General features: G+C 62.7%; 20 protein-coding genes. 3 read left to right on the top strand and 17 right to left on the bottom strand.

Features of this window, described 5'->3' with window-relative positions:
- Positions 1–61: 61 nt before the first annotated feature.
- The 17 genes from C4334_RS07695 to C4334_RS07615 form a co-directional block, all read right to left on the bottom strand.
- Positions 62–1,471 carry a phenylacetate--CoA ligase family protein gene (locus C4334_RS07695; RefSeq protein WP_352431502.1) on the bottom strand — a complete coding sequence of 470 codons (1,410 nt, stop codon included), beginning with the start codon at positions 1,469–1,471 and terminating at the stop codon, positions 62–64.
- 1 nt (position 1,472) lies between these two features.
- Positions 1,473–2,867, bottom strand: coding sequence for an aspartate aminotransferase family protein (locus C4334_RS07690; protein ID WP_502943418.1), 1,395 nt, complete (start codon positions 2,865–2,867; stop codon positions 1,473–1,475).
- Positions 2,868–2,938: 71 nt separating this feature from the next.
- Positions 2,939–3,643: an MtnX-like HAD-IB family phosphatase gene (locus C4334_RS07685; RefSeq protein ID WP_352431500.1), complete on the bottom strand. Its 705-nt coding sequence runs from the start codon at positions 3,641–3,643 to the stop codon at positions 2,939–2,941.
- Complete coding sequence (locus C4334_RS07680; protein WP_352431499.1) at positions 3,640–4,401, bottom strand: polysaccharide deacetylase family protein; 762 nt, start codon at positions 4,399–4,401, stop codon at positions 3,640–3,642. Before C4334_RS07680 ends, C4334_RS07685 begins: the two co-directional genes overlap by 4 nt.
- 298 nt (positions 4,402–4,699) lie before the next feature.
- On the bottom strand, positions 4,700–5,965 hold the full coding sequence (locus C4334_RS07675; RefSeq protein WP_352431498.1) for an MGDG synthase family glycosyltransferase: 1,266 nt from the start codon (positions 5,963–5,965) through the stop codon (positions 4,700–4,702).
- A complete protein-coding gene (locus C4334_RS07670; protein WP_352431497.1) occupies positions 5,962–7,245 on the bottom strand; it encodes an MGDG synthase family glycosyltransferase in 1,284 nt (427 codons plus the stop codon). The genes C4334_RS07675 and C4334_RS07670 overlap by 4 nt, the downstream gene beginning before the upstream one ends.
- 95 nt (positions 7,246–7,340) lie before the next feature.
- Entirely contained in the window at positions 7,341–8,087 is a 747-nt protein-coding gene (locus C4334_RS07665; RefSeq protein WP_352431496.1) for an ABC transporter permease, read from the bottom strand.
- A gap of 85 nt (positions 8,088–8,172) precedes the next feature.
- Complete coding sequence (locus C4334_RS07660) at positions 8,173–9,081, bottom strand: ABC transporter ATP-binding protein (RefSeq protein ID WP_352431495.1); 909 nt, start codon at positions 9,079–9,081, stop codon at positions 8,173–8,175.
- Between the two features lie 5 nt (positions 9,082–9,086).
- Positions 9,087–10,106: a radical SAM protein gene (locus tag C4334_RS07655; RefSeq protein ID WP_352431494.1), complete on the bottom strand. Its 1,020-nt coding sequence runs from the start codon at positions 10,104–10,106 to the stop codon at positions 9,087–9,089.
- Entirely contained in the window at positions 10,103–10,582 is a 480-nt protein-coding gene (locus tag C4334_RS07650) for a hotdog family protein (protein ID WP_352431493.1), read from the bottom strand. The genes C4334_RS07655 and C4334_RS07650 overlap by 4 nt, the downstream gene beginning before the upstream one ends.
- An 11-nt stretch (positions 10,583–10,593) precedes the next feature.
- Positions 10,594–11,676 carry an SDR family oxidoreductase gene (locus tag C4334_RS07645; protein WP_352431492.1) on the bottom strand — a complete coding sequence of 361 codons (1,083 nt, stop codon included), beginning with the start codon at positions 11,674–11,676 and terminating at the stop codon, positions 10,594–10,596.
- 75 nt (positions 11,677–11,751) lie between these two features.
- Positions 11,752–13,050 carry a beta-ketoacyl-[acyl-carrier-protein] synthase family protein gene (locus tag C4334_RS07640; protein ID WP_352431491.1) on the bottom strand — a complete coding sequence of 433 codons (1,299 nt, stop codon included), beginning with the start codon at positions 13,048–13,050 and terminating at the stop codon, positions 11,752–11,754.
- Entirely contained in the window at positions 13,047–14,339 is a 1,293-nt protein-coding gene (locus tag C4334_RS07635) for a beta-ketoacyl-[acyl-carrier-protein] synthase family protein (RefSeq protein ID WP_352431490.1), read from the bottom strand. Before C4334_RS07635 ends, C4334_RS07640 begins: the two co-directional genes overlap by 4 nt.
- A 27-nt stretch (positions 14,340–14,366) precedes the next feature.
- Positions 14,367–15,128, bottom strand: a complete 762-nt coding sequence (locus C4334_RS07630) for a DUF1571 domain-containing protein (RefSeq protein WP_352431489.1) — start codon at positions 15,126–15,128, stop codon at positions 14,367–14,369.
- Between the two features lie 36 nt (positions 15,129–15,164).
- Entirely contained in the window at positions 15,165–15,908 is a 744-nt protein-coding gene (locus C4334_RS07625) for a nitroreductase family protein (protein ID WP_352431488.1), read from the bottom strand.
- Positions 15,905–16,309, bottom strand: a complete 405-nt coding sequence (locus tag C4334_RS07620; protein WP_352431487.1) for an acyl carrier protein — start codon at positions 16,307–16,309, stop codon at positions 15,905–15,907. Before C4334_RS07620 ends, C4334_RS07625 begins: the two co-directional genes overlap by 4 nt.
- A 27-nt stretch (positions 16,310–16,336) precedes the next feature.
- Complete coding sequence (locus C4334_RS07615; RefSeq protein ID WP_352431486.1) at positions 16,337–16,759, bottom strand: 3-hydroxyacyl-ACP dehydratase FabZ family protein; 423 nt, start codon at positions 16,757–16,759, stop codon at positions 16,337–16,339.
- A gap of 255 nt (positions 16,760–17,014) precedes the next feature.
- Between C4334_RS07615 and C4334_RS07610 the strand changes: the two genes are divergently transcribed.
- The 3 genes from C4334_RS07610 to C4334_RS07600 all read left to right on the top strand — a co-directional run bounded on the left by C4334_RS07610 (position 17,015) and on the right by C4334_RS07600 (position 19,896).
- Positions 17,015–17,260, top strand: coding sequence for a hypothetical protein (locus C4334_RS07610; RefSeq protein WP_352431485.1), 246 nt, complete (start codon positions 17,015–17,017; stop codon positions 17,258–17,260).
- A 101-nt stretch (positions 17,261–17,361) separates the two neighbouring features.
- Positions 17,362–18,036, top strand: a complete 675-nt coding sequence (locus C4334_RS07605; protein WP_352431484.1) for a response regulator — start codon at positions 17,362–17,364, stop codon at positions 18,034–18,036.
- A 354-nt stretch (positions 18,037–18,390) separates the two neighbouring features.
- Entirely contained in the window at positions 18,391–19,896 is a 1,506-nt protein-coding gene (locus C4334_RS07600; protein WP_352431483.1) for a sensor histidine kinase, read from the top strand.
- Positions 19,897–20,069 lie beyond the last annotated feature (173 nt).

Raw genomic sequence — 20,069 nt, 5'->3', positions numbered from 1 at the left:
GGTGGCCCACTTCTTTGCAACCCCCTTTCTCCCGACCGTCGACGGTCGACCTAGCGCACGGCTACTGGCGCGAACCCATGCTCAAGGTGAGCGACCCTCGACCGTTGGCGGTCGGCCTTGCATCCACGATGCGACGAAGTTTCCTCTGCGCGCCACGCAATGCGCCGTGCGGCACGACGTGCACGCGCAGTTCGTACAGTCCCATCTCATAGTTCTTCCAGAAATCGCCGAACCGTTGGCGCAAGCGCGCGCGCGTTTGTTGCTCCAACTCCGATGCGGAACGATCGGTTTCGACCTGCAGCTCGATCACATCGCGCACGCCGTCGTGGCGCACCGTCGCCTGCCATTCGCTCGCCGCAGAGTCGCCGAGCAGCTCGGCGAAGACCCATGGCCCGACGTTGCCCATTCCGCAGACGACCATCTCGTCGCAGCGAGCGCGGACTTTGGCGATCCTTCGGGCGGGCCAGCCGCACGTGCATGGTTCTTCAACGAGGCGCGTCAGGTCGCCAGCGCGGTAACGAATGAGCGGCATGACGGATCGCGTAAGCGTCGAATAGACCAGTTCGCCGTAGCCTTCGGCATCAGCGTCGGCGATCTCGAAGAAGAAGTCGAGATCGTTGCGGTGATAACCATCTTGCGCTGGACATTCGATCCCAAGCGCGCCGAAAGCCTCGGTCTGTCCGTAATTCAGGTAGAGGGGCGCCTGCCAGACGGATTCGATCCAGCGACGCGTCTGCTCAACGATGTTCTCGCCGCCAGCGAAGAGAAACTTCACTGGCCACGTGCCGTTCGCCGCTGCCGTTTCGCTCAAGCGGACGAGCCACGACGGTTCACCGAAGATCACCGTCGGGCGGTAAACGCGCACGCGCGCGTGGAACTCCTGCGGATCGATCTTGCCAGCTTCCAGGTGAAAGCAGCCGATCTCGTTGAGCGCGGCGCGCAAGACGGCAGGCGAAACCCAAAACGAGCAGTCAAAGGCGCTCGCCACGCGATCCGCTTTTTTCAGCCCAAGGAGCCGCAAAGAGAGCGCGGCCAGCTTCCCTGCGCGCTCCATTTCGCGCTTTGAAAAGAAGAGGCGTTTCGGAACGGGCGAGGTGGTACCGGTCGTCTCGAACGCCGTGTCGGGGCGTTCGATGAGGAACGCTTCCGCGCCGTACATGCGCAAATCTTCGCCGGTCGTGTAGAAGTCGCCGAGTTGCGCTGGGTGTTCAATCCGTTCGACGCGGATGCGGCGGCGGCGAAACTGTTCGCGGTAAAAAGGGGAGCGCGCGGCGACAAGGCGCAACGTCCGGCGAAAACGGGCGCGTTGCATGGCTGCCAGCCACGATGGCCGGACACAGGCCAATGCGCCAACGATGGCGCGCGGCGGTAACAGCCCCAACGCCAGGTCTTGAACGGGATCGGCGGCAGCGAGCAGGATCGTTTCGGCAAAAGTCAGCATCGGTTCTAGTTCGTTTTGATGAAAGCGCATTTCAGCCGACGCGTTCCGGAGCGCACCGGCGGATCAGTTGTTCGAGGAGTTCGACGGCCAAGTCGATCTCCTCCTCGCTGATGTCGAAGCAAGGGGCCAGCGTGAAGACGTTCTTGTAGTAGCCGCCGACATCGAGCACCAACCCCATCTTGCGCCCGCGCGCATCGAGGTCGCCGCGCAGACCTTCGGCGAAGATGCGTTCGGTCAGCTCGCGATCGGGCGTGTATCCGTCCTCGGCGCAGATCTCGACGCGCAGCGCCAGCCCCATGCCATCGACGTCGCCGATGACCTTGGGATAGCGGCGTTGCAAATCGCGCAACTGTTCGAGGAAGCGTGCGCCTTTGCGCCGGGTGATCGTTTCGTAGTCGTTTTCGGCGACGAGGCGCAACGTTTCCAAGCCGATGGCCGTACCGAGCGGGTTCGATGAAAAGGTCGAATGGGTCGAACCGGGCGGGAACTTCGCCGGCGAGATCAACTCTTCGCGCGCCCAGATGCCGGAGAGCGGGTTCAGCCCATTGGTCAAAGCTTTGCCGAAGACGATGATGTCCGGCGCGATCCCGAAGTTTTCAATGGCCCAGAACTTGCCCGCGCGATAGAAACCCATCTGAATCTCATCATCGACGAGCAAGATGCGACGTTGGTCGAGGATCCGCTTGAGCGCGCGAAAATAATCGGGCGGCGGGATGATGTACCCGCCCGTGCCTTGAATCGGTTCGATGTAGAAGGCGGCGAACTCGCCTTCGTCCGCTTTGGCGTCCCAGAACGAGTGGTACTCGCTGTCGAACAGACGAGCGAACTGTTCGACACAATAAAGCCCGCAATCGTCGCGCCGCTTCCCGTAAGGACAGCGGAAACAGTAGGGAAAGGGGACGAAATGGGCGCGGTCGGAGAAGTGCCCGTACGGGCGACGGTAACGGTAACTCGATGTGATGGCCGAGGCACCGAGCGTGCGCCCGTGATAGCTGCCCATGAAGGCGAAGACGAGCGTCTTGCCCGTCTCGCGGCGCACGATCTTGAGCGAATCCTCAATCGCTTGCGCGCCACCGACGTTGAAATGGACGCGCCCGCTGAGGCCGAACCTCGATTCGTTCAATCGCGCAATGGCCGCTGCCAGTTGAATCTTCTCGGCGTGAAGATACTGACAGGCCAGTTGCGGGAGAAGATCCAATTGCCTTTGAAGCGCGGCGTTCAAACGTCGGTTTGCGTACCCGAAACTAGCTGCCGAGTACCACATCTGTAGATCCAAGTATGGCCGCCCATATCGATCGTATAAGTAGCTCCCTTCGCAGCGGGCGAAGAACTTCGGCGGATCGAGGTAATGAACCGTATCGCCCCATGAGCAGTAGCGTCGTTCCAGCTCGCGCAACTCATCTTCCGTCTTGCGCGTGATCTGCACGAGCTGCGCGACCTCTGCCGGAAGGCCGGTTGCCGCATCGGTTTGGCAATCAATGGTGGAATCGTTCGCTTTCATGATACCTCCAGTTCGACGAACGCCTGTTCGTCCTGTCTGTTGTTGCGCGCCGCCAGATGTGCGGCGACCTCGGCCAAATTCGCGTAACGGATGAACGAAACGGCATGCGCCGCGCAGAAGTCGGCCAATTTGTCTTTGGCGAAGATCTGGTCGGCTAAGCCGGTCGCATGGATGTCGGAAAGACCGTCGCCGATGAAGATGGTGCGCGCGCCCGTCCGATTGAGCAGCCGCATCACCATCGGCTTGCAGGTGGCACAGCCGTGGCTCTTAAGCAGTGGGTGACAGGAGAAGGGGAAAGTTGTGCGCCAACGATGCCCGTCAGGTTCAAGGTGACTGGCCCACACACGCACGCGCCGCAGCAAGGGCGCCAGTGCACGCTCGCGTGCGAGGATGCGTTCAATGCAGTAGTCGAAGCCGTCGCTCACGATATGGACGGGAAGATCGTCGGTAGCGCAGACCTCGAGCAGTGCTCCCAGTCCGGGGTCGAGTTCGATCGAGCAGAGCAACGCTTCGAGTTCGTCGCGCGAAGCGCGCACCAAACTCATCTGTCCGTGCAAGCAGTCGCGCGAGCCGATCCGTCCAGCTTGCCAATCCTCTTCAATCGCGCGCCACTGCGGGGCGGCGAACGCTTCGAGGATCGCGTCCGTCACATCGCGGCGCGTGATCGTACCATCGAAATCGATGAAGAGGAGGTCTTTCATCTTCTCTCCTTTCCGAAGTCTGACGAGCGAAGCGCGCGTGCGGCCTCGCCGATCAGTTCGACGAGCGGGACGAAGCGCCAACCGCGAGCGCGCGCGCCACTGATGATCAAAGGCAAGGCAGCAGCCGTTTCGCGTCTGTCGCGGCGATTGCTGCTGTCGCCGTCGTGTAGCAAGATGATCGCGCCGGGAACGAGCGCCTTTGTCACGGTGCGGGCGATGTCAGACGCGTTGCGCCGTTTCCAATCGAACCCGGCGACGGTCCACTGCACTGTGACCAAGTCGAGTTCGCACGCGGCGCGGAAATAAGCTCGGGTGCGGACGCCGCACGGCGGTCGTACCCACAGGGGGACGACGCCCGTGACGTTGGCGATTGCCTCTTGCGCCCGGCGCAGTTCCCAGCGCGTGCGGTGCGCGGTGCAATAGAGGTAGATCGGATGTGTGTAGGAATGATTGCCGATCTCGTGACCAGCGGCGGCGACGGCGCGCGCTACGGTCGGTCGTCGTTCGACTTCGCGTCCGATCATGAAAAAGGTCGCCGGCACATCGTGTGCGGCGAGGATCTCGAGGATCTCCGGCGTGCTTTCGGCTGGGCCATCATCAAAGGTCAGGGCGACCGCTCCGGCGTTCTCATCGCCACGCCAGATCGTCGGGCCGAGCAACTGCGAACGGACGGCGTAGGTCGCGTAGTAGATCGCGCCCCAGGCGGCGCCCGCTATACACGCTGAACCGATGAGCGCGGAGTACGACACAGGATTCACCTCGAAAGCTGCAATACGAGCTGCATCAGCGGTGGCCGAGCGGCGATTTGCGAAGAGCTGAGATACGAGCCGCATCGAGCTGCGCAGGCGAAAGCTTCTCGCCTTCCAGAGTCGCGCTCGAAAGTCAAGGCGCAGACCATATCAACCTGCCGATTGACCAACTGAGCGGCGTAGCCAAAAGTCGCTCGCGAAGGTTGAGATACGGACCGCATCGGACTCATCCCGCAACGCCAAATAACAAGTGCACAACACGAAACCGCATCGAGATCTGTCCCCGAAGTCAGAGCGTGAAGCCGATTCACTGCGAGCTAAGCGCTCCTTCCGTGTGGCGCGCGAGCGCCGCCGTGATCCATGCAGCGAGCGACGAGGCCGCCAGCATGCGCCGATGGCGGCGGCAAGCATGGCGCGCGCTTTCGAGCTTGGTTGGGGCGGCGAGCATCTGCGCTGCCGCAAGCGCCGCTTCGCGCGCAGTGTGCACGCCGCATCCGACGCCCCAGCGATTGAGCAACCGATGCTGCACCCGTTCGCTGCCGGGCGGCGGCAGGGGCGCGACGATGGGCAGCTCTGCTGCCAGCGCTTCATCGAAGAAGTTGCCCAGTTTACTGAGCGCTAGATCTGCGGCGCGCAGCAGCGGCCACAGATCATCGGTCCAGCCGAGCACGCGCACGCGCCACCGCTGTTCGCCGACGAGGCGTTCGCAAGCGGCTTTGATCCGAGCGTGGCGACCGGCGAGCACAATGAACTGCGCACGTGGAAGATGGCGCAGCGCTTGATCCAATATCTCATCGAGTCCTAAACCTTCGCTGCCACCAGCGACGAGCAGCAGCGGAAGTTCGGGCGCGAGATTCAGTTGCGCGCAGACGCGACGTTTGGCTTCGCCGCGCGCGAGATTCAGATCAAAACGCGGATCGAGCGGCACGCCCCACGCCGCCACGGACGAGGGCGCGGCTCCGCGTGCGATCAATTCAGCTCGCAGCTCATCGGTCGCCACGCAATAGAGATCCACTTCCGGTTGCACCCACGCGCGATCTGCGTCGTAGCATGGATTAACGGCGATCAAAGGGCAGCGCAGAGCGAGGTCGCGTTTGATGAGCGCGGCGATCTCGCAGCAGCCGACCTCAGTGGCAACGAGCGCACGCGGGCGTGCCACACGCGCGCGTGCGAACAGCGCGCGACATCCGCGCCGGTAGTACCACGGCGGGCTAGTCGTCGGTCGTCGCTTCTGCAAACGGTCGATCCACGCCCACACCGCCGGCGCGCGACGGACGAGCCAGAGATAAGCCGTGATGTGCGTCAAGCGCATTGAGCGGGTCATGTAACGAGAGATTTCGATGACTTCGGCGGTTGAGTTCCCCGCGGCTTCGAGCGCGCGGGCGATGTTGCTGGCCGCACGAACGTGCCCGGCGCCGTTGGCGATGGCGAGCAACCAGACGCTGCTGTCAACGCTCATTGTCTGATCGTTTCGGCGGTCAACAGCGCCGCGCGGCGAGGTTTGAAGCGCCAAGGCCGGTTGGGTCGCCACCGCGTTCAACTCTCTTTCGGTAGAAGATGCGTCCAGCTTCATATGCGACCTCCTGACCGCGCGGAACTCACCGCTTCGAGCGCTAGCTGCGCGATGTGCCGCGCGGCTTCGGGCGAAGCGAGAAGTTTCATCCGCGCGCTCATCCGCCGCCGTTCTCTTCGGTCGCGCGCGAGCCTCAAGGCGAGCGCCGCCGCCTCGCGCGCGTCTTGCGCCAGAAGAGCTGCACCGAACGCAGCGTAACGGCGGGCGTTGCGCTCTTCCGGTCCGGGAATCGGATCGTAAAGAACCGCAGGCAGCGCGCAGTTTGCCGCTTCCGCCAAGGTCAACCCGCCGGGTTTGCTGACGAGCAACGCCGCCAGTTGCATGAGCGCTGGCACGTCGTCGGTCCAGCCGAGGCGATGCAACGTCGTCGGAGATCGAGGCTCAATACGCGCCAGCGCGCGTTCTATTCGGCGATCGCGGCCAGCCACCGCGATCAAGTGAAGCGGCTCGCCAGCGGCGCATAACGCGGCGGCCACGCGATCCATGTGCGTCGGTCCCATCCCGCCGCCCATCAACAGGATCACCGGGCGGTCGTCGGCGATGCCGTAGCGCGCGCGCGCCGCCGCGATGTTTGTTCCGCGTTGCATATCGGTCGGAATGCCGGTCACGTGGATCGCCGCAGGGGGTGCCCCCCACGAGCTGAGTTGCTCACCGACCCGTTCGTCAGCGACGGCGTAGATGTCCACCTCGTCTTTGACCCAAGCCGGTTCGGTTTCATGATCGGTGATGACGGCGACGATGCGCGCCCGCGTGAGATTGCGTCGCCGCGCCAGCGCGGCCATTTCGCACGCGGCGACTTCGGCTGCCACGATCACGTCCGGAGCGAAGCTTTCGATGGTGCGGAAGACGTGTGCGCACCCCCATTCGAAGAGGACCGCCGGCGCCGTCGCGCTCAGTTTGGTTTGCGTGCGACGGCGCATGGCGAAGAGACCGTTCCAGAGCGCGGGCGCCCGTCTGATCATGGTCCAGTAGGGCCAGACGTAGAGCGCACGAAACAGCGCGCGACATTCGTCGAGCGCATCGACGACGAGCGTCCGTGCGTCGGGCGCAACGACGCTGATCTGCTGCGCTACCGCCTGTGCGGCGCGCACATGCCCGGAACCGAAAGAGAGCGTCAGCAACAGGACACGGCGGTTTCCGCCGCTGGTCCAGCTATTGACCAAGCTGGAGTCCTTTCCCTTTTCACTACGATCGGGGTTGCAGGCAGGGCCGCTCCGGCTATCGAGCAAGTCGAAGCTCCCTGCCGTCGGTGTGCTTTCAACTTCCGATCTTCTGTTCATCTCGTCCCTTCCAGTCGGCGGCAGCGCGTGTCGTCCGGCATCTGACCTTTGGCCCGGCGCAGACTGCGCGCTTTCTCTCTGTGCGTCCTTCAACTTCAGTCTTCGGTCCAGCGTAAGCTGCGCGCGCCCAAGGCGAGCGCTGTTCCGGCCATAGCCGCCAGCGCAAGTAATTCCGGCAGCGGCGCAGCGCGTCCGTCGAACGCGCAAAAGAGGGCGCGCGCTGTGCACGCGGTCGGCAACCACTCGGCCAGTGGGCGCACGATCGGCGGCAAGATGTCGGCTGAGTAGTAAACGGGCGCGAAGAAGACCAAGCCGGCGCCGAGCGTATCGGTCAGCAGCGACCCTTCGCTGAAACTTCGCGCGCGCGTTGCGACCACCACGCTCAATCCGCATAAGCAGAGCATGGCGAGCAACACCGTGATGATGAACGGAACTGGCGCTAGATGGACTTGGACGCCGCTCAGTCCGGCAAAAAGGAGGAGCGCGCTGATGCCGAGAGCAGTTTGAACCGCAGCGAAGGCGACAATGCCAAACAAGTAAGAGGAAGGGGCCAGCGGCGACGTGGCCAGCAGCTTTGTCCGACCGGTGAACCTATTTTCCAGCAACAGGTAGCCGAGCCAGCTAATCGATGTGAGCGACAGCGAGAGAACCACCGACCCGACGAGGAAGCGCCCGGCGCGGACAGCCGTCGTTTGGTCGGCGACGGCGCGCGCGAAGATGTATGTCGCTGTGGGAAAGATTACGGCGGCGAGAACGAAAGGTCCGGCCTCGGCGCGGACGCGCCCCCAATGGAGACGGAAAATGCAGTCGATTTCGTTCAATCTTCTGCTGAGTTCAACCATCTGAGCATCCTCCACTTTGAGCGACTTGTTTGACCTCACGTCGAATGGATCTTTCGGACGTTCTTCGCTCTGATCGTTTCCCCGATCAATCGAAATCCACTTCGAGCGGCTTGCCGGTCAGCTGGAAGTAGATCTCTTCGAGCGACGGGCGCGCATGTCGGTTCCACTGGCGCTGCAGGGCGTGATCTCGCGCTTTTTGCGCCGACAGAGAGAGAAAAGGCGCAGGCGCCCCTTGGGGAGCCGATTGCGCTGCGCGACGCACGGCGTGAGCGTTCAGCTCATCGAGCGCGCCGAAGGCGACGAGTCTGCCATCGCAGATGATCGCGATGCGATCGCTCAAACGTTCAGCCTCTTCCATGTAGTGCGTTGACAAGATGATGGTCGCGCCGCGTGCGCGTTCACGTTCGATCGTCTGCCAGACGATGCGTCGCGATTCCGGATCGAGACCGGTGGTCGGTTCATCGAGAAGGAGCAGAGGGGGCGCGCCGATCAACGCCAGTCCGACGAGCACTCGCCGACGTTCGCCGCCGGAGAGCGTCCCGATGCGCTTATCCGCTCTCTTTTCGAGATCGAGCGCGGCAGCGATGGCGCAGGCTGCGCGTCGCGCTTGCCGCGCGTCGGCTCCTTTCAAGCGAGCGAACAACGCCAGATGCTCGCCAACGCGCAGCGAGTCGAAGAGTCCGGCCTCTTGCGGTACGATGCCCATCAGCCTTTTGACTTCGCGCGGCGCAGCGAAAGCGTCGCGTCCCAAGATCTGCACCGTGCCCGAAGTCGGGCGCAGCTCGGTCGAAAGTTGGCGCAGCAAAGTCGTTTTGCCAGCACCGTTAGGTCCGAGAATGGAGACCACCTCGCCGCGCTCGACGTCGAAGCTAATTCGATCGTTGGCGACGGTGCCGTCTGTGAAGCGTTTGATGAGATCGCGGACGCGCACCGCCGTGCCGGTCTCGGTCGCGTCGTGCTCCTGTTCCTGCAACATGTTTTCGGTCGCCAACATGCGATTCAATTCCACCTGAGAAAATCGAGCGCGTTGCGCAACGCCGTCAGCGGGCTGTTGCGATAAGACGAAACCTCATATGGACACCCGATCTTGCATCCGCGACAAAAATCCCACATACGCGGGGCTTGTTGGATGATCTGCCGTACCTCAGGCGAGGCGTAGATTTCGCGCAAGCTCATCTCAGGCGCGCCGCGATGCAGATTGACGAAGGCGCAAGGGAATTGGACCGACCCATCGGGCCGGATGTTGATCAAGTGTGAAGCCGAACGGCACGGGAACTTCTCGCTGAAGCCACCGTCGCGATAGAAACGGTAGTAGTCGCGGTAGAAGCGAACGCAGTTGAATTCGCGTTTCAACTCCATCAGCCGCGCCGCGACGCGATCAAGGGCTTCGCGCTCGAGTTCAACATCCGGTGTGCGCCAAGTCGTGCGCACGACGTTGTGCACCGCTTCGGTATGAAGCACCAACCCGCGCTCTTGGCAAAAGCGCGCCAGCGCGGGCAGATCTTCCAAATTATCGAGATCGACGGCGGCGTTGATCTGAATCGTGTTGTGCGCGTACTTGCCGAGCAGATAGTCGATCCCATCGAGAATGGTCGGCAGACAATCGAGGCCGCGACGTTGCGCGAAGCGTTGACGATCGAGCGTATCGATGGAGATCTCCAACAGGTCCAGCTTCGCGCACGCTGCCGCGTACTTTTTGAGCGCCAGTCCGTTGGTCGGCATCGAAGTGTAAAAGCCTTTGCGCGTTGCGTATTCGATGTAGTCGGGCATGTTTGGGTTGAGCAGCGGCTCGCCGCCTGAAAAGCTCCAGGCGAAGACGCCGAGTTCAGCCGCTTCGTCCATTCGGCGAAAGATGCGCTCGCGCACGGCGCGCTCTTCCGGCAACTGGTTCTGCCAGATGGCGCAGTAGACGCATTTCATGTTGCAGTGCAGCGTCGTCTCGAACATCACCATGAACGGACGGTTGAAGCCGTGAAGCAACTGTTTGACGGCGTTCTTCAACATCAAGCTCTTCTTCATCGCGCGCTGCTCCCATCATCACGAGACGCAAACTGTTCGGGGAACAAGCGCGCCAACCTCAGGCGCGCTTGCCGGCGTTGTTCTTCGGCGGCGAAGGGCAGAAGCGCCAAGTAGATGGTCGCTTCGGCTCTTGTTCCGTCGTCCGCAATGGCTTCCGTCTGCACGATGCTGCCGACAGAGACATCCAACTGCAGCAAGCGGGCCGTTAGAGAAAGTCGTGCGCCGGGCCGTGCTTCGGCTTGCACGGTGGCGTCGCACGCTTTGGCCAGCACCGGTTGCCGTTCGAATCCCGCGCTGGCGATGACGAGCAGTCCAGCCGCTTGCGCCATCGCCTCGAGCATCATGGAAGCGGGCAGCACGATGTGGCCCGACGGGCGCGTCGTCGCCAACGCATCACTTGCCGCGATGTTCTTCCAAGCGCGAATCAGTTCGCCTGGGATCAACTCTGCGATTCGGTCGATCAGCACGTAACGCATCTTGTGTCATCTCAAGCCGCAAGGCGGCGCAAGTACCCGCTTTCGACGGCGTAGCGTCCGAGGCGCGCCAGATACTCGGCGTCGGTCGTCGGCAACGCAACGAGTCGCGCGGTGTTGGTCGTCGCAAATCTCATGTGCGCGTTGAAATAAGGGAAACAGAACGCGACCGACATGAGCAGTTCGCGTTCTCGCTCCCGACACTCGCGCAGATCTAACTGGGCCGGCGGTAGTAGCCGCGGACGCGGCGCGTCGTCGGGAAAGAACTCGTCGCAAGCCAGCAACTGCTCGACGGTGGGCGGCTTCGGCGACGTCAGGTGAAACGTGTGTCCTGTGGTCCAGTCCATCTGGGCTGCGCGCAGGGTCGCTTCGATGACGAAATCGATCGGTGCCAGATGCACGCGCCCGCGCGGGCAGGCCGGAAAGCGCGTGACAAGCCCGCTCGCCATCAGGCGCAACAGCGGATAGATGACGTTGAAATCTCGCGTGCGTCCCGTCGCCGTATCGCCGACGACCATGCTCGGGCGCAAGATGGTGGCAGGCAGTCCAGTGCCGAGCGCAGCGCGCACCAACCGTTCGGCTTCGTACTTGCTCCATTCGTAGTGATTGAAGTGTTGTGGGGTGGGTGGCAAACAGTCCTCTTCAATGTGCCCACATCTTGCGCCAGCGACAAAGGCCGTGCTCAAGTGAACGACTTTACGCAAAGGCCCTAGAGCCAGAGCGCGTTCGGCGAAGATCAGGAGGTTGGCCGTGCCGTCGATGTTGACCGCTTGGCAGAGCGCGCGGTCGGCGACCAAAGAGGTCACGGCTGCGGTATGGATGATGACGGCGGTTGAGCGGACCAATCGCTCTTGCGTTTCTGGGTCGAGTCCGAGTCCGTGGCGCGTGATGTCGCCTGCGACGACCTCGATGCGGGCTTGTTGTTCTGCGGTCAGGCCGAGTTCTGCGAACAACCGCGCGGCCCGCTCCATCGCCGAGCGGCGCGCGCGCGGGCGCACGAGCACGGCCACTCTGTGCGGTGTGCGCTCAAGGAGCGCAACGAGGATTTCGCGTCCGAGCGTGCCCATTCCCGTCAAAAAGATCAAACTCTGGTCCATGCTCACACCTCTCAATGCGCCTTGCGCGTCCATGCTCACACCTCTCAATGCGCCTTGCGCGCGGCTTCGATCTGCTTAGCCTTCGGCTCTTCCGACGACGAGCGCGACGTTTTGCCCGCCGAAGCCGAACGAGTTCGACATGGCGAATTGCACGGGCGACCGGCGCGCTCTGTTGGGCACGTAATCCAGATCGCATTCCGGATCGGGTTCTTCGAGGTTGATCGTCGGCGGCAGCGTCTGCGTCTCGATCGTCAGCACAGTGGCAACCAGTTCGACCGCGCCCGCTGCGGCGACGAGGTGGCCGGTCATCGATTTGGTCGAGCTGATCGAAAGGCGTCGCGCGTGGTCGCCGAAGACGCGATGAACAGCCAACGTCTCAGTTCGATCGTTCTCGATGGTGGAAGTGCCGTGCGCGTTGATGTAATCGATCGCCGTCGGTTCGAGCGCGGCTTCATCGAGCGCCGCCAGCATCGCGGTCACCGGACCGCGCGCTTCCGGATGCATGTCGGTTACGCGATAAGCGTCGTTTGCCAGACCGTAACCGACTATCTCTGCGTGTGCGCGCGCGCCGCGACGCCGGGCATGCGCGCTCTCTTCGAGCACGAGGACGGCAGCTCCTTCGCCGAGCACGAATCCATCGCGACCGAGATCGAACGGGCGCGAGGCGCGCTGCGGCTCCTCGTTGCGCGTTGAGAGCGCCGACAGCGAAGCGAAGCCGATGATGTCGAGCGGAGCCGTCATGGCATGGGCGCCACCGACTAGCACCACGTCGCATTCGCCATCGCGAATGCGACACGCCCCTTCGCCGATGGCTTGAGCGCTGGCGGCGCAGGCGGTCAAACACGTGGTGACTTCGCCCTGAATGCCGAAGCGTGCGGCGATGAGCGAAGCGGGCAAGGTCGGTTCCAGCAATTGGTCGTAAAGCGCGAATGCCGGGTCACGCACCGCGCTGAGCAGCGCGCGCGTGTCGCATCCTTGCGGGCAGGAGTATGGGGCGATGATCTGGGCCAGCCAATCGATGCGATCTGCCCCTTGACCCGCGCCGAAATAGAGATGGGCGTGGCTAAGATCTGCTGGTCCGAGCTTCGCCTCGCGCACGGCCATTTCGGCTGCGGCCAACGCGTACTGCGTCCGACGGTCGAGCGTAATCGTTTGCCCGTCGTCGGCGGTGTAATAGTGGGGGACCGGCGAGTAGCGGCTAAGATCGAACCCCCTCACTTCGGCGGCGATGCGCACGGCAAGCGTCGAAGCATCGAACCGACTAATGGGGCGCACGCCCGACCGACCGTGAACGAGCGCGTGCCAGAAGTTGCGCCAGCCGTTGCCGACAGGCGAGACGACCCCCATTCCTGTGACGAGCACACGCCTTTTCACTGGCCCACCTCTATACGACGCAAGATCATCGCTGCCGCGTGACCGCCGAAACCGTATGCCGCAACGAGCGCGTGCTCGATCCGTAGCTGGCGCGCCGCGTCGGCGACGAAATCGAAATCGGCGATTGGTCGGCGAAGGTTGATCGCGGGCGGAATCGTTCCGGTTTCCAGCGCGCGCACAGCGGCGATCAGATCAAAGGCGCTCGACGCCGCGTGCGCGTGGCCGATTGTCGAGCGTGTCGCTGTCACGCGCACGCGGCGTCGTCCAAAGAGCCTTTCGAGGGCGCAGGCAACGGCCCGATCCAGCGATGGCAGCGAGTTGGCCGGAGCGAAAACGACATCGATCTCTTCAGGCGCCAATGCGCTCTGCTGTAAACAAGAGGCGATGGCACGCACGAGCGCTTCCGCTTGCTCAGGCGGTTGGAGCGGATCGCCCGCTTCGTTCGCTGCTCCGTAAGCGATGATTTCGGCGCGCGCTCTCGCGCCGCGCTCTCGCGCTGCGTCCAACTCCTCGAGCACGAGGACGGCGGCGCCTTCACCGCAGACGAACCCGGTAGCTTGCCCATCGAAGGGAGCGCTTACGGCTGTCGGTGGAAGATCATCGCGCGTCGCCAGCCACCCGAGGTCGCGGTAGCGCAGCAACGCCAGCGGCGAGATGCGCGCATCGGTGCCACCGGCAAACAGCGCCGCTGCTGCACCGCGCGCGATCAAGCGTCGCGCTTCGCCGAGCGCGTTGAGCGCGGAAGTGCAACCGTTCATGATCGTATTGGTTGGTCCACGCAGATCGAGCGCGATCGAAGCGTGCGCGCTGGTCATGTTCGGGATATGGCGCAGCAGCCAGAGCGGAAAGAGTTGCGCGACGCCATGTCGACCGAACGTCGCCAGATCGAATTCGCCGTCCGACCGCGCACGCGCAGTGGCTGCAAAAGCCCGTCCGAGTTCATCGACGTCGGCACCGAGCATTCCGGTGCCGAGGACGATGCCGATGCGCTCCGGCGGAGGAGCATGTTCCGTTCCGATCAAACGCGCGGCATCGTTCGCTTCGCGGGTTGCGGCCAGCGCCAACTGCGCGTGACGCCCCATCAACTTCAATCTGCGCGACGCCAGCCCGAGCGCTTCCGGAACGAAGTCGTGGGCTTCGGCTGCATAGCTGGGACGAAAATCGCCGACTGGAAACGAGGCGATCGGGGCCACACCGGACCGTCCCAGCGTCAGCGCTTCCCACAGCGCGCCGACGCCGTTGCCCGCGGAGGAGATCGCTCCGTATCCGGTGATCACAACTCGTTTCATCTCTCTCGTCTTTCGTGAAACGGCGCTTTACGGCAGCGCAAACACGGCATCATCCAAGCCCACGTTAACGCGCAGGTGGCGAAAGCGGTGACGCTCGATGAGCGTGTCGGCATCATCGTAAAGCTCCACTTCGACCGGCAAGCGCAAGCTGCGATCAAGGCGAACGAGCGCGCGGCGCGCGCCGCCGAGATCGCTCAACGGTGGACCGCTGGCGACGAGTTCCACTTCATCCGTCGCTTCGCCATCGTTCTGGCTCGCGCCTTTGTAGTGCAGCTCGACTCGATGTTGAGATAGCTCGCGGTCGATGCGCTCGATGATGTAACCGATGCCGGCCTCGTTGATGGCGTGGCGCGAGTCGGACAAAGCGAGCGGATCGTGCGGGTCGAGCCGCAGCGTGCCGAGCAAAGCGCCCAGGCCGGTACGACGGACCAGGACTCGACCGTCGTTTGCGCCAGCGCGGTAAACGGCCGTTTGGTCCACTCGCCCGCGGTCGTCCAGCCAATCGCAGCGCACATCGAACGGTTTGCGAAAAGCGAATCGAATCGTCTGCGTCTCCCCATTGGAGATGGCGCGTTCCTGCTTTTCGTACAGACATGTGTAATCGCGCACGCGGCTATAGCTTTGCACGACTTCGGCCCACGTGAACGGAGCCATGACCGTAGGCGTCGGCGACGGATTCAGGGCCGCTGCTTCCGGCGCGGCGCGATGACCGCAGCCGACGCATTGCGCAAGCGCCCAGAAGATGACGATGCATCGGCGCCAAGCTCTCTTCTCGTTGCGTGGATACACCTCGATCTTCTCCAGGCGGCGTACATGCGCGGCGCATCATTCGATCCAACGCACGATGCGTTCGAACCGTAAACGGCGCGGCGCGCTCAGACGCGGATGTGCCGCGTAGCCGATAGGCACGACAGCGACCAACTGCCATGGCGGCTCCACGCCGAGCAGTTGGTGCAGCTCTTTTTTGGCGAACAGCGGCGCCGTCATCCAACAAGTCGCTAGTCCGAGCGCGTGCGCCGCCAATTGCAAGTTTTGAATCGCTGCCGCCACGCTCTGCATCGCCGGGTTGGCTGCTTCTTCTTGGTTCTCCGGATAAGAGATCTGCGCGCGTTCCAACAGACTGGCGATCACTTGTCCATATTCACGGTAGAGGACGTTGATGACGACCGGCGCGCGTCGAAAAAGGGTCGCATAGTTGCGCAGGTAACCGCCGACGCGATCGGCGAACTCGTCTCCAGCCAGCAGCGCGAGGATCGTTTCGATCTCGCGCTCGACGCGCGCGACCATCTCAGCCTTGACCTGTTGGTCGGTGACGACGATGAATCGCCACGGCTGTTTGTTCATGCCGGAGGGAGCATAGGTCGCCGCTTCAATGGCACGCAGGATGAGTTCGCGCGGCGGCATGTCGGGCGCGAACTGTCGCACGCTGCGCCGCCCGGCCAAAACGGCGAGAAACGGCTCGGCAGCTTCCAGCGCTTCGGTCACCGTCGGGCGCCGAACTTGTGCGACGGCCACTACGGTTTCGCTGTCCTCGCAGTTGAGGAGCGTTTCCAGTTGCTCGCCGTTCATACGGTTGCCGAAGAGACCTGTAGTTTGCTCTGGACGTAATCGACCACGGTCTGCACCGTGAGCAGATCGGTCATCAGCTCTTCGACATCCTGTCCAGCGGCAAGATGCGATAGATCGGTGAAATGCAAGCGCTCGCGCAACGCGCGGACGCCAGCTTCGGTCAACTTCCCTCCGGCGACTAACTGCGGGTCGCGCAGGATCTCTTGCGGGAAGAGTTCACCGCGAGCGATCTCGATGCCGAACGTCTTTTCCAACCTGAAGATTATGTCGAGAAAATCGATCGATTCGGCTTCGAGATCGCCGACCAAAGAAGCTCCCGGAGTGATCTCAGCACGACCGACGCCAAGCGCTTGCACGAGCACGTCGGTTACTTTCTCGTAGATCTCTTCGCGCGTCATCATCGTCGCTTCTTCCTCAAGTTACGGAGGTCATCGCCGCGTGCTGCAGCGACACGTGGCTAGGGCCGCATCCATCGCGCTGGCAGCGCGTAAGCGAAATCGGGCGCGCATGCAGCTCTCCCCAGCGACCAGCCCGCGCGCAGCAAAAGATGCGGTGCCCTCCTCAACGGCTTTTAACTGGACCAGCACGATCAGCGTCTCGCTCGGCACAACGCGGCGCGTGATCTTGAGTTCTTCGAGACGGTCCATCCACGGGTCCGAGATCGGCCAAGTGCAGTCCGCTTGCCAAAGCGCAGCGGCGGCTTGCACGGCCGTTTCGAGCATGAGCAGACCGGGAAGCGTCGGCCAACCGGGAAAATGATCCGCCAGATAAGCTGCATCGGCGCTGACGTACAAGCTCGCCTCGGCGCGCCCGCCAGCGGCGTCGACCACGATCTCGTCGACCCATTTCATCGGCGCATCGCAATGAGCAAGCAGCGCGCCACAACGCGCGCGCCGCCGAAATCGAGCTTTTGCATCCTCGCTTTCGGTCGAAGTGTGGCTCCCGATGCTGTGGCTTTTCGCCCGCGGTGTGGCTTTTTGGGTACAGCGAAATGAAGAAACTTTCATCCAACTTTCATCTTCTCATCATGAGAGCGATGTTACTCTTGCGCGCGATTGAAAACTTCCGCCCTCGGCACCGGGGGAAATCAGAGAAAGGGGATCTCTATGGCAACACACAAAGGGGCAGAACACCATCACAAAGCGGCTGAGCATCACGAACATGCCGCGCGCCATCATCGCGAAGCCGCCAAGCATTACGAGGCCGGCCAGCATGAAAAGGCCGCACATCACGCGCACGTCGCGCACGGACATCATCTGCACGCGCGACATCACGCCGAAGAGGCGACCAAACATCACGCCAGCGAGCATGGCGGGCATGGGGCCGGACACGCCGAACACGGCAAAAAATAAGGGCTGAACCTTAGAACTATGCGGGGCACGGGACGAGTTCGGGCACGCCCTTTGCTTAAGTCGGCCGTGCCCCGCACCATACGTCCGAGGCAGCGACCCCGATGCGCATTCTCGTCGTAGAGGATGAACCCAAAGTCGCCAGCTTCATCAAGCGCGGATTGGAACAAGCTCAAAACGTCGTCGATGTCGCAACCACGGCGGCCGAGGCCGACTATCTGGTCTCGATTCAAGAGTACGATCTGGTCGTGCTCGATTGCATGTTGCCGGACGAAGATGGCCGCAAACTGTGTCGGCGTCTGCGTCTGCGCGGCGTGGACGTTCCGGTACTGATCCTGACCGCCAAAGATTCCACCGCCGACAAGGTTTTGGGGCTAGATAGCGGCGCCGACGATTACTTGACGAAACCTTTCGCCTTTACCGAGCTGCTGGCGCGCGTGCGCGCGCTGGGCCGGCGCCGCGGGCGCCCGCTCCTGCAGCCGTTGGCGGTGGCCGATCTGTGCATCGATCCTGTGCGGCGGCGCGTCATGCGCGGCGGACGGAACATCGCGCTGACGCCCAAAGAGTACGCTTTGCTGGAGTTATTGGTCCGGCATGCCGGCCAAGTCGTCACGCGCGCCGAGATCATCGAGCAGGTCTGGGATATGCACTTTGATCCGACGAGCAACATCGTCGATGTGATGATCAAGATGTTGCGCGACAAGATCGACCGAAATTTCGAGCTGAAATTGATCCGCACTGTGCGCGGCGCCGGCTACATGATCGAGGATCAATCGTAAGCGCCGCGCTTTGCGACACGCGACGTGATCTGTTAAGCGAGAGCGCGTAGCGGAAGACCTCTCGTGAGCGATCCCATGGCGTGGCGCGCGATCAAGCGAGCACGCGATCGAAGTTCGATTGCAAGCGATCCGATGCGCGAAGTTTGCGCGCGCCGAGCGGCGTGATCGAAGTCGGTTTTGAACGAGTTTAAGTGAACCCGACGGCTAAAGCGTCCAGCGAAGCCGTCGTCGCGCGTTTGCGATCAGCGCTCAACGGACGAGAGAACGGTCGCCCGCCACGCTTCGGCTTTGAAGCGCAGAGAAGTCGCGGCCCGCGCTTCGTATGACTTCGTGTGCTCCAGCATTGATTCAGCCATGCCGCTTTCGTTTCGGCTCCGCTTGACCATTTGGTACACAGCGGTGCTCGCCGCGCTGTTGGCGGTGGCAGCTACCGTGCTCATCCTCATCTTGCAGGACATGGCCGAGCGGCGGCTCGATGCCACGCTCTGGGTGTTGGGTGCCACCGAAGCCGAAGGGATCGCCGCGCGCCTGCGCGATCGCGCGCTCGCGCGCCCCGATGAATTGACGGTGAGCGATATCGACTATCGCACGCTTCCCGGTTACGGCGACTTTCGCATCGAGAAGTACGTGATGGTGGTGCGACGCGATGGGTACGTCGCCGACTATTCCGCCAACTTGTCGCGTCCGTTGCCGATCAATACGCTGTTGACTGAAAGAGCCATGCGCGGGTCGATCGGCTACGAGACGGTCGATGCCCCCGATATTGGCCGCTTGCGCGCCATCTACATGCCCGTCATCCGCTCGCCCTTCGAGCCGTTCGTCGTCGTCGTCGCGGTGCCGGTCGAGTTCGTCGGCGCCGAAGTCGGCACGCTCGCGCGGCGCATCGCCGCGATCACGATCATCGTGCTCACGCTGGCCGCCGCAAGCGGCTTGCTGCTCGCCCGCCGCGCGTTGCGTCCCATCGGCGAGATTTCGCTCGCCGTGCAACGATTGACGGAACGCAACCTGCATGAACGATTACCGGAGCCGAACACTGGCGATGAGATAGACGAATTGGTCAAAGTCTTCAACCAATTACTTGCTCGTCTCGATCAGGCTTTCGAGGCCCAACAGCGCTTCACGGCGGACGCTTCGCACGAACTGTGCACGCCGCTCACCGTGCTCAAAGGCGAAACAGAAGTCGCTTTGCTCGAACGTCGCACGCCTGAAGAGTACGAGGCGTTGTTGCGCAGCAACCTCGAAGAGATCGAAAGGTTGTCGCGACTGGCCTCCAACCTCCTGCTTTTGGCCCGTGCCGATGCGGGCGAGCGGCAGGTAGCGCGCGATCTGGTGGTCATCAACGATGTGTTGAACGATGTGCGCGTGCGTTTGGAACAAGTGGCCAAAGAGCGCGGCGTCGAGCTGCGGATCGAAGCGCCCGAATTGGTCGTCGTCGAAGGCGACCGCGTGGCGCTCGAACAGGTTATCTTCAACCTCATCGGCAACGCCTTAAGATACACGCCGCGCGGCGGCACGGTGGAGATCAAGCTTTGTTGTGGATCAGAAGGCACTGTTCGCTTGGAAGTCGCCGACACGGGGATCGGCATCCCGCCGGAGGCGTTGCCGCATATCTTCGAGCGATTTTATCGCGCCGATAATGCCCGCGCCTGCCAACCCGGTGGCTCCGGGTTGGGATTAGCCATCTGCAAGACCGTCGCTGAAGCTCACGGCGGGCGCATCGAGGTCGAAAGCGCGGTCGGCCACGGGTCGCGCTTCACGCTCGTGCTGCCGGCGATCACGAGCGACGATGAGTTCGGTAAAACGGAACGCGCCCCCTCTGGCGAAAACTACCGAGCTTCTGCAACGAGCGGTGCGTGTTGAAGGATTCGGTCGACTGAAAGCTTCAGATGGGGCGCGTTGCGCCAAACGCGATCCATGATCGGCGACGAGGAGGGCGCGCCCGATTGGCGATCGACGGCGAGTTCGGAAAAGAGCCGACGCCGACGGGCACCCTTCCGGCGATCGCCGTCGCCGATTCGCTTGGCGATTCATCC

This window comes from Pyrinomonas sp., from assembly GCF_040289685.1.
Classification (GTDB): domain Bacteria; phylum Acidobacteriota; class Blastocatellia; order Pyrinomonadales; family Pyrinomonadaceae; genus Pyrinomonas.
Note: the sequence above shows the minus strand (reverse complement) of the source record. Positions and strands in the feature narration are given on the sequence as shown.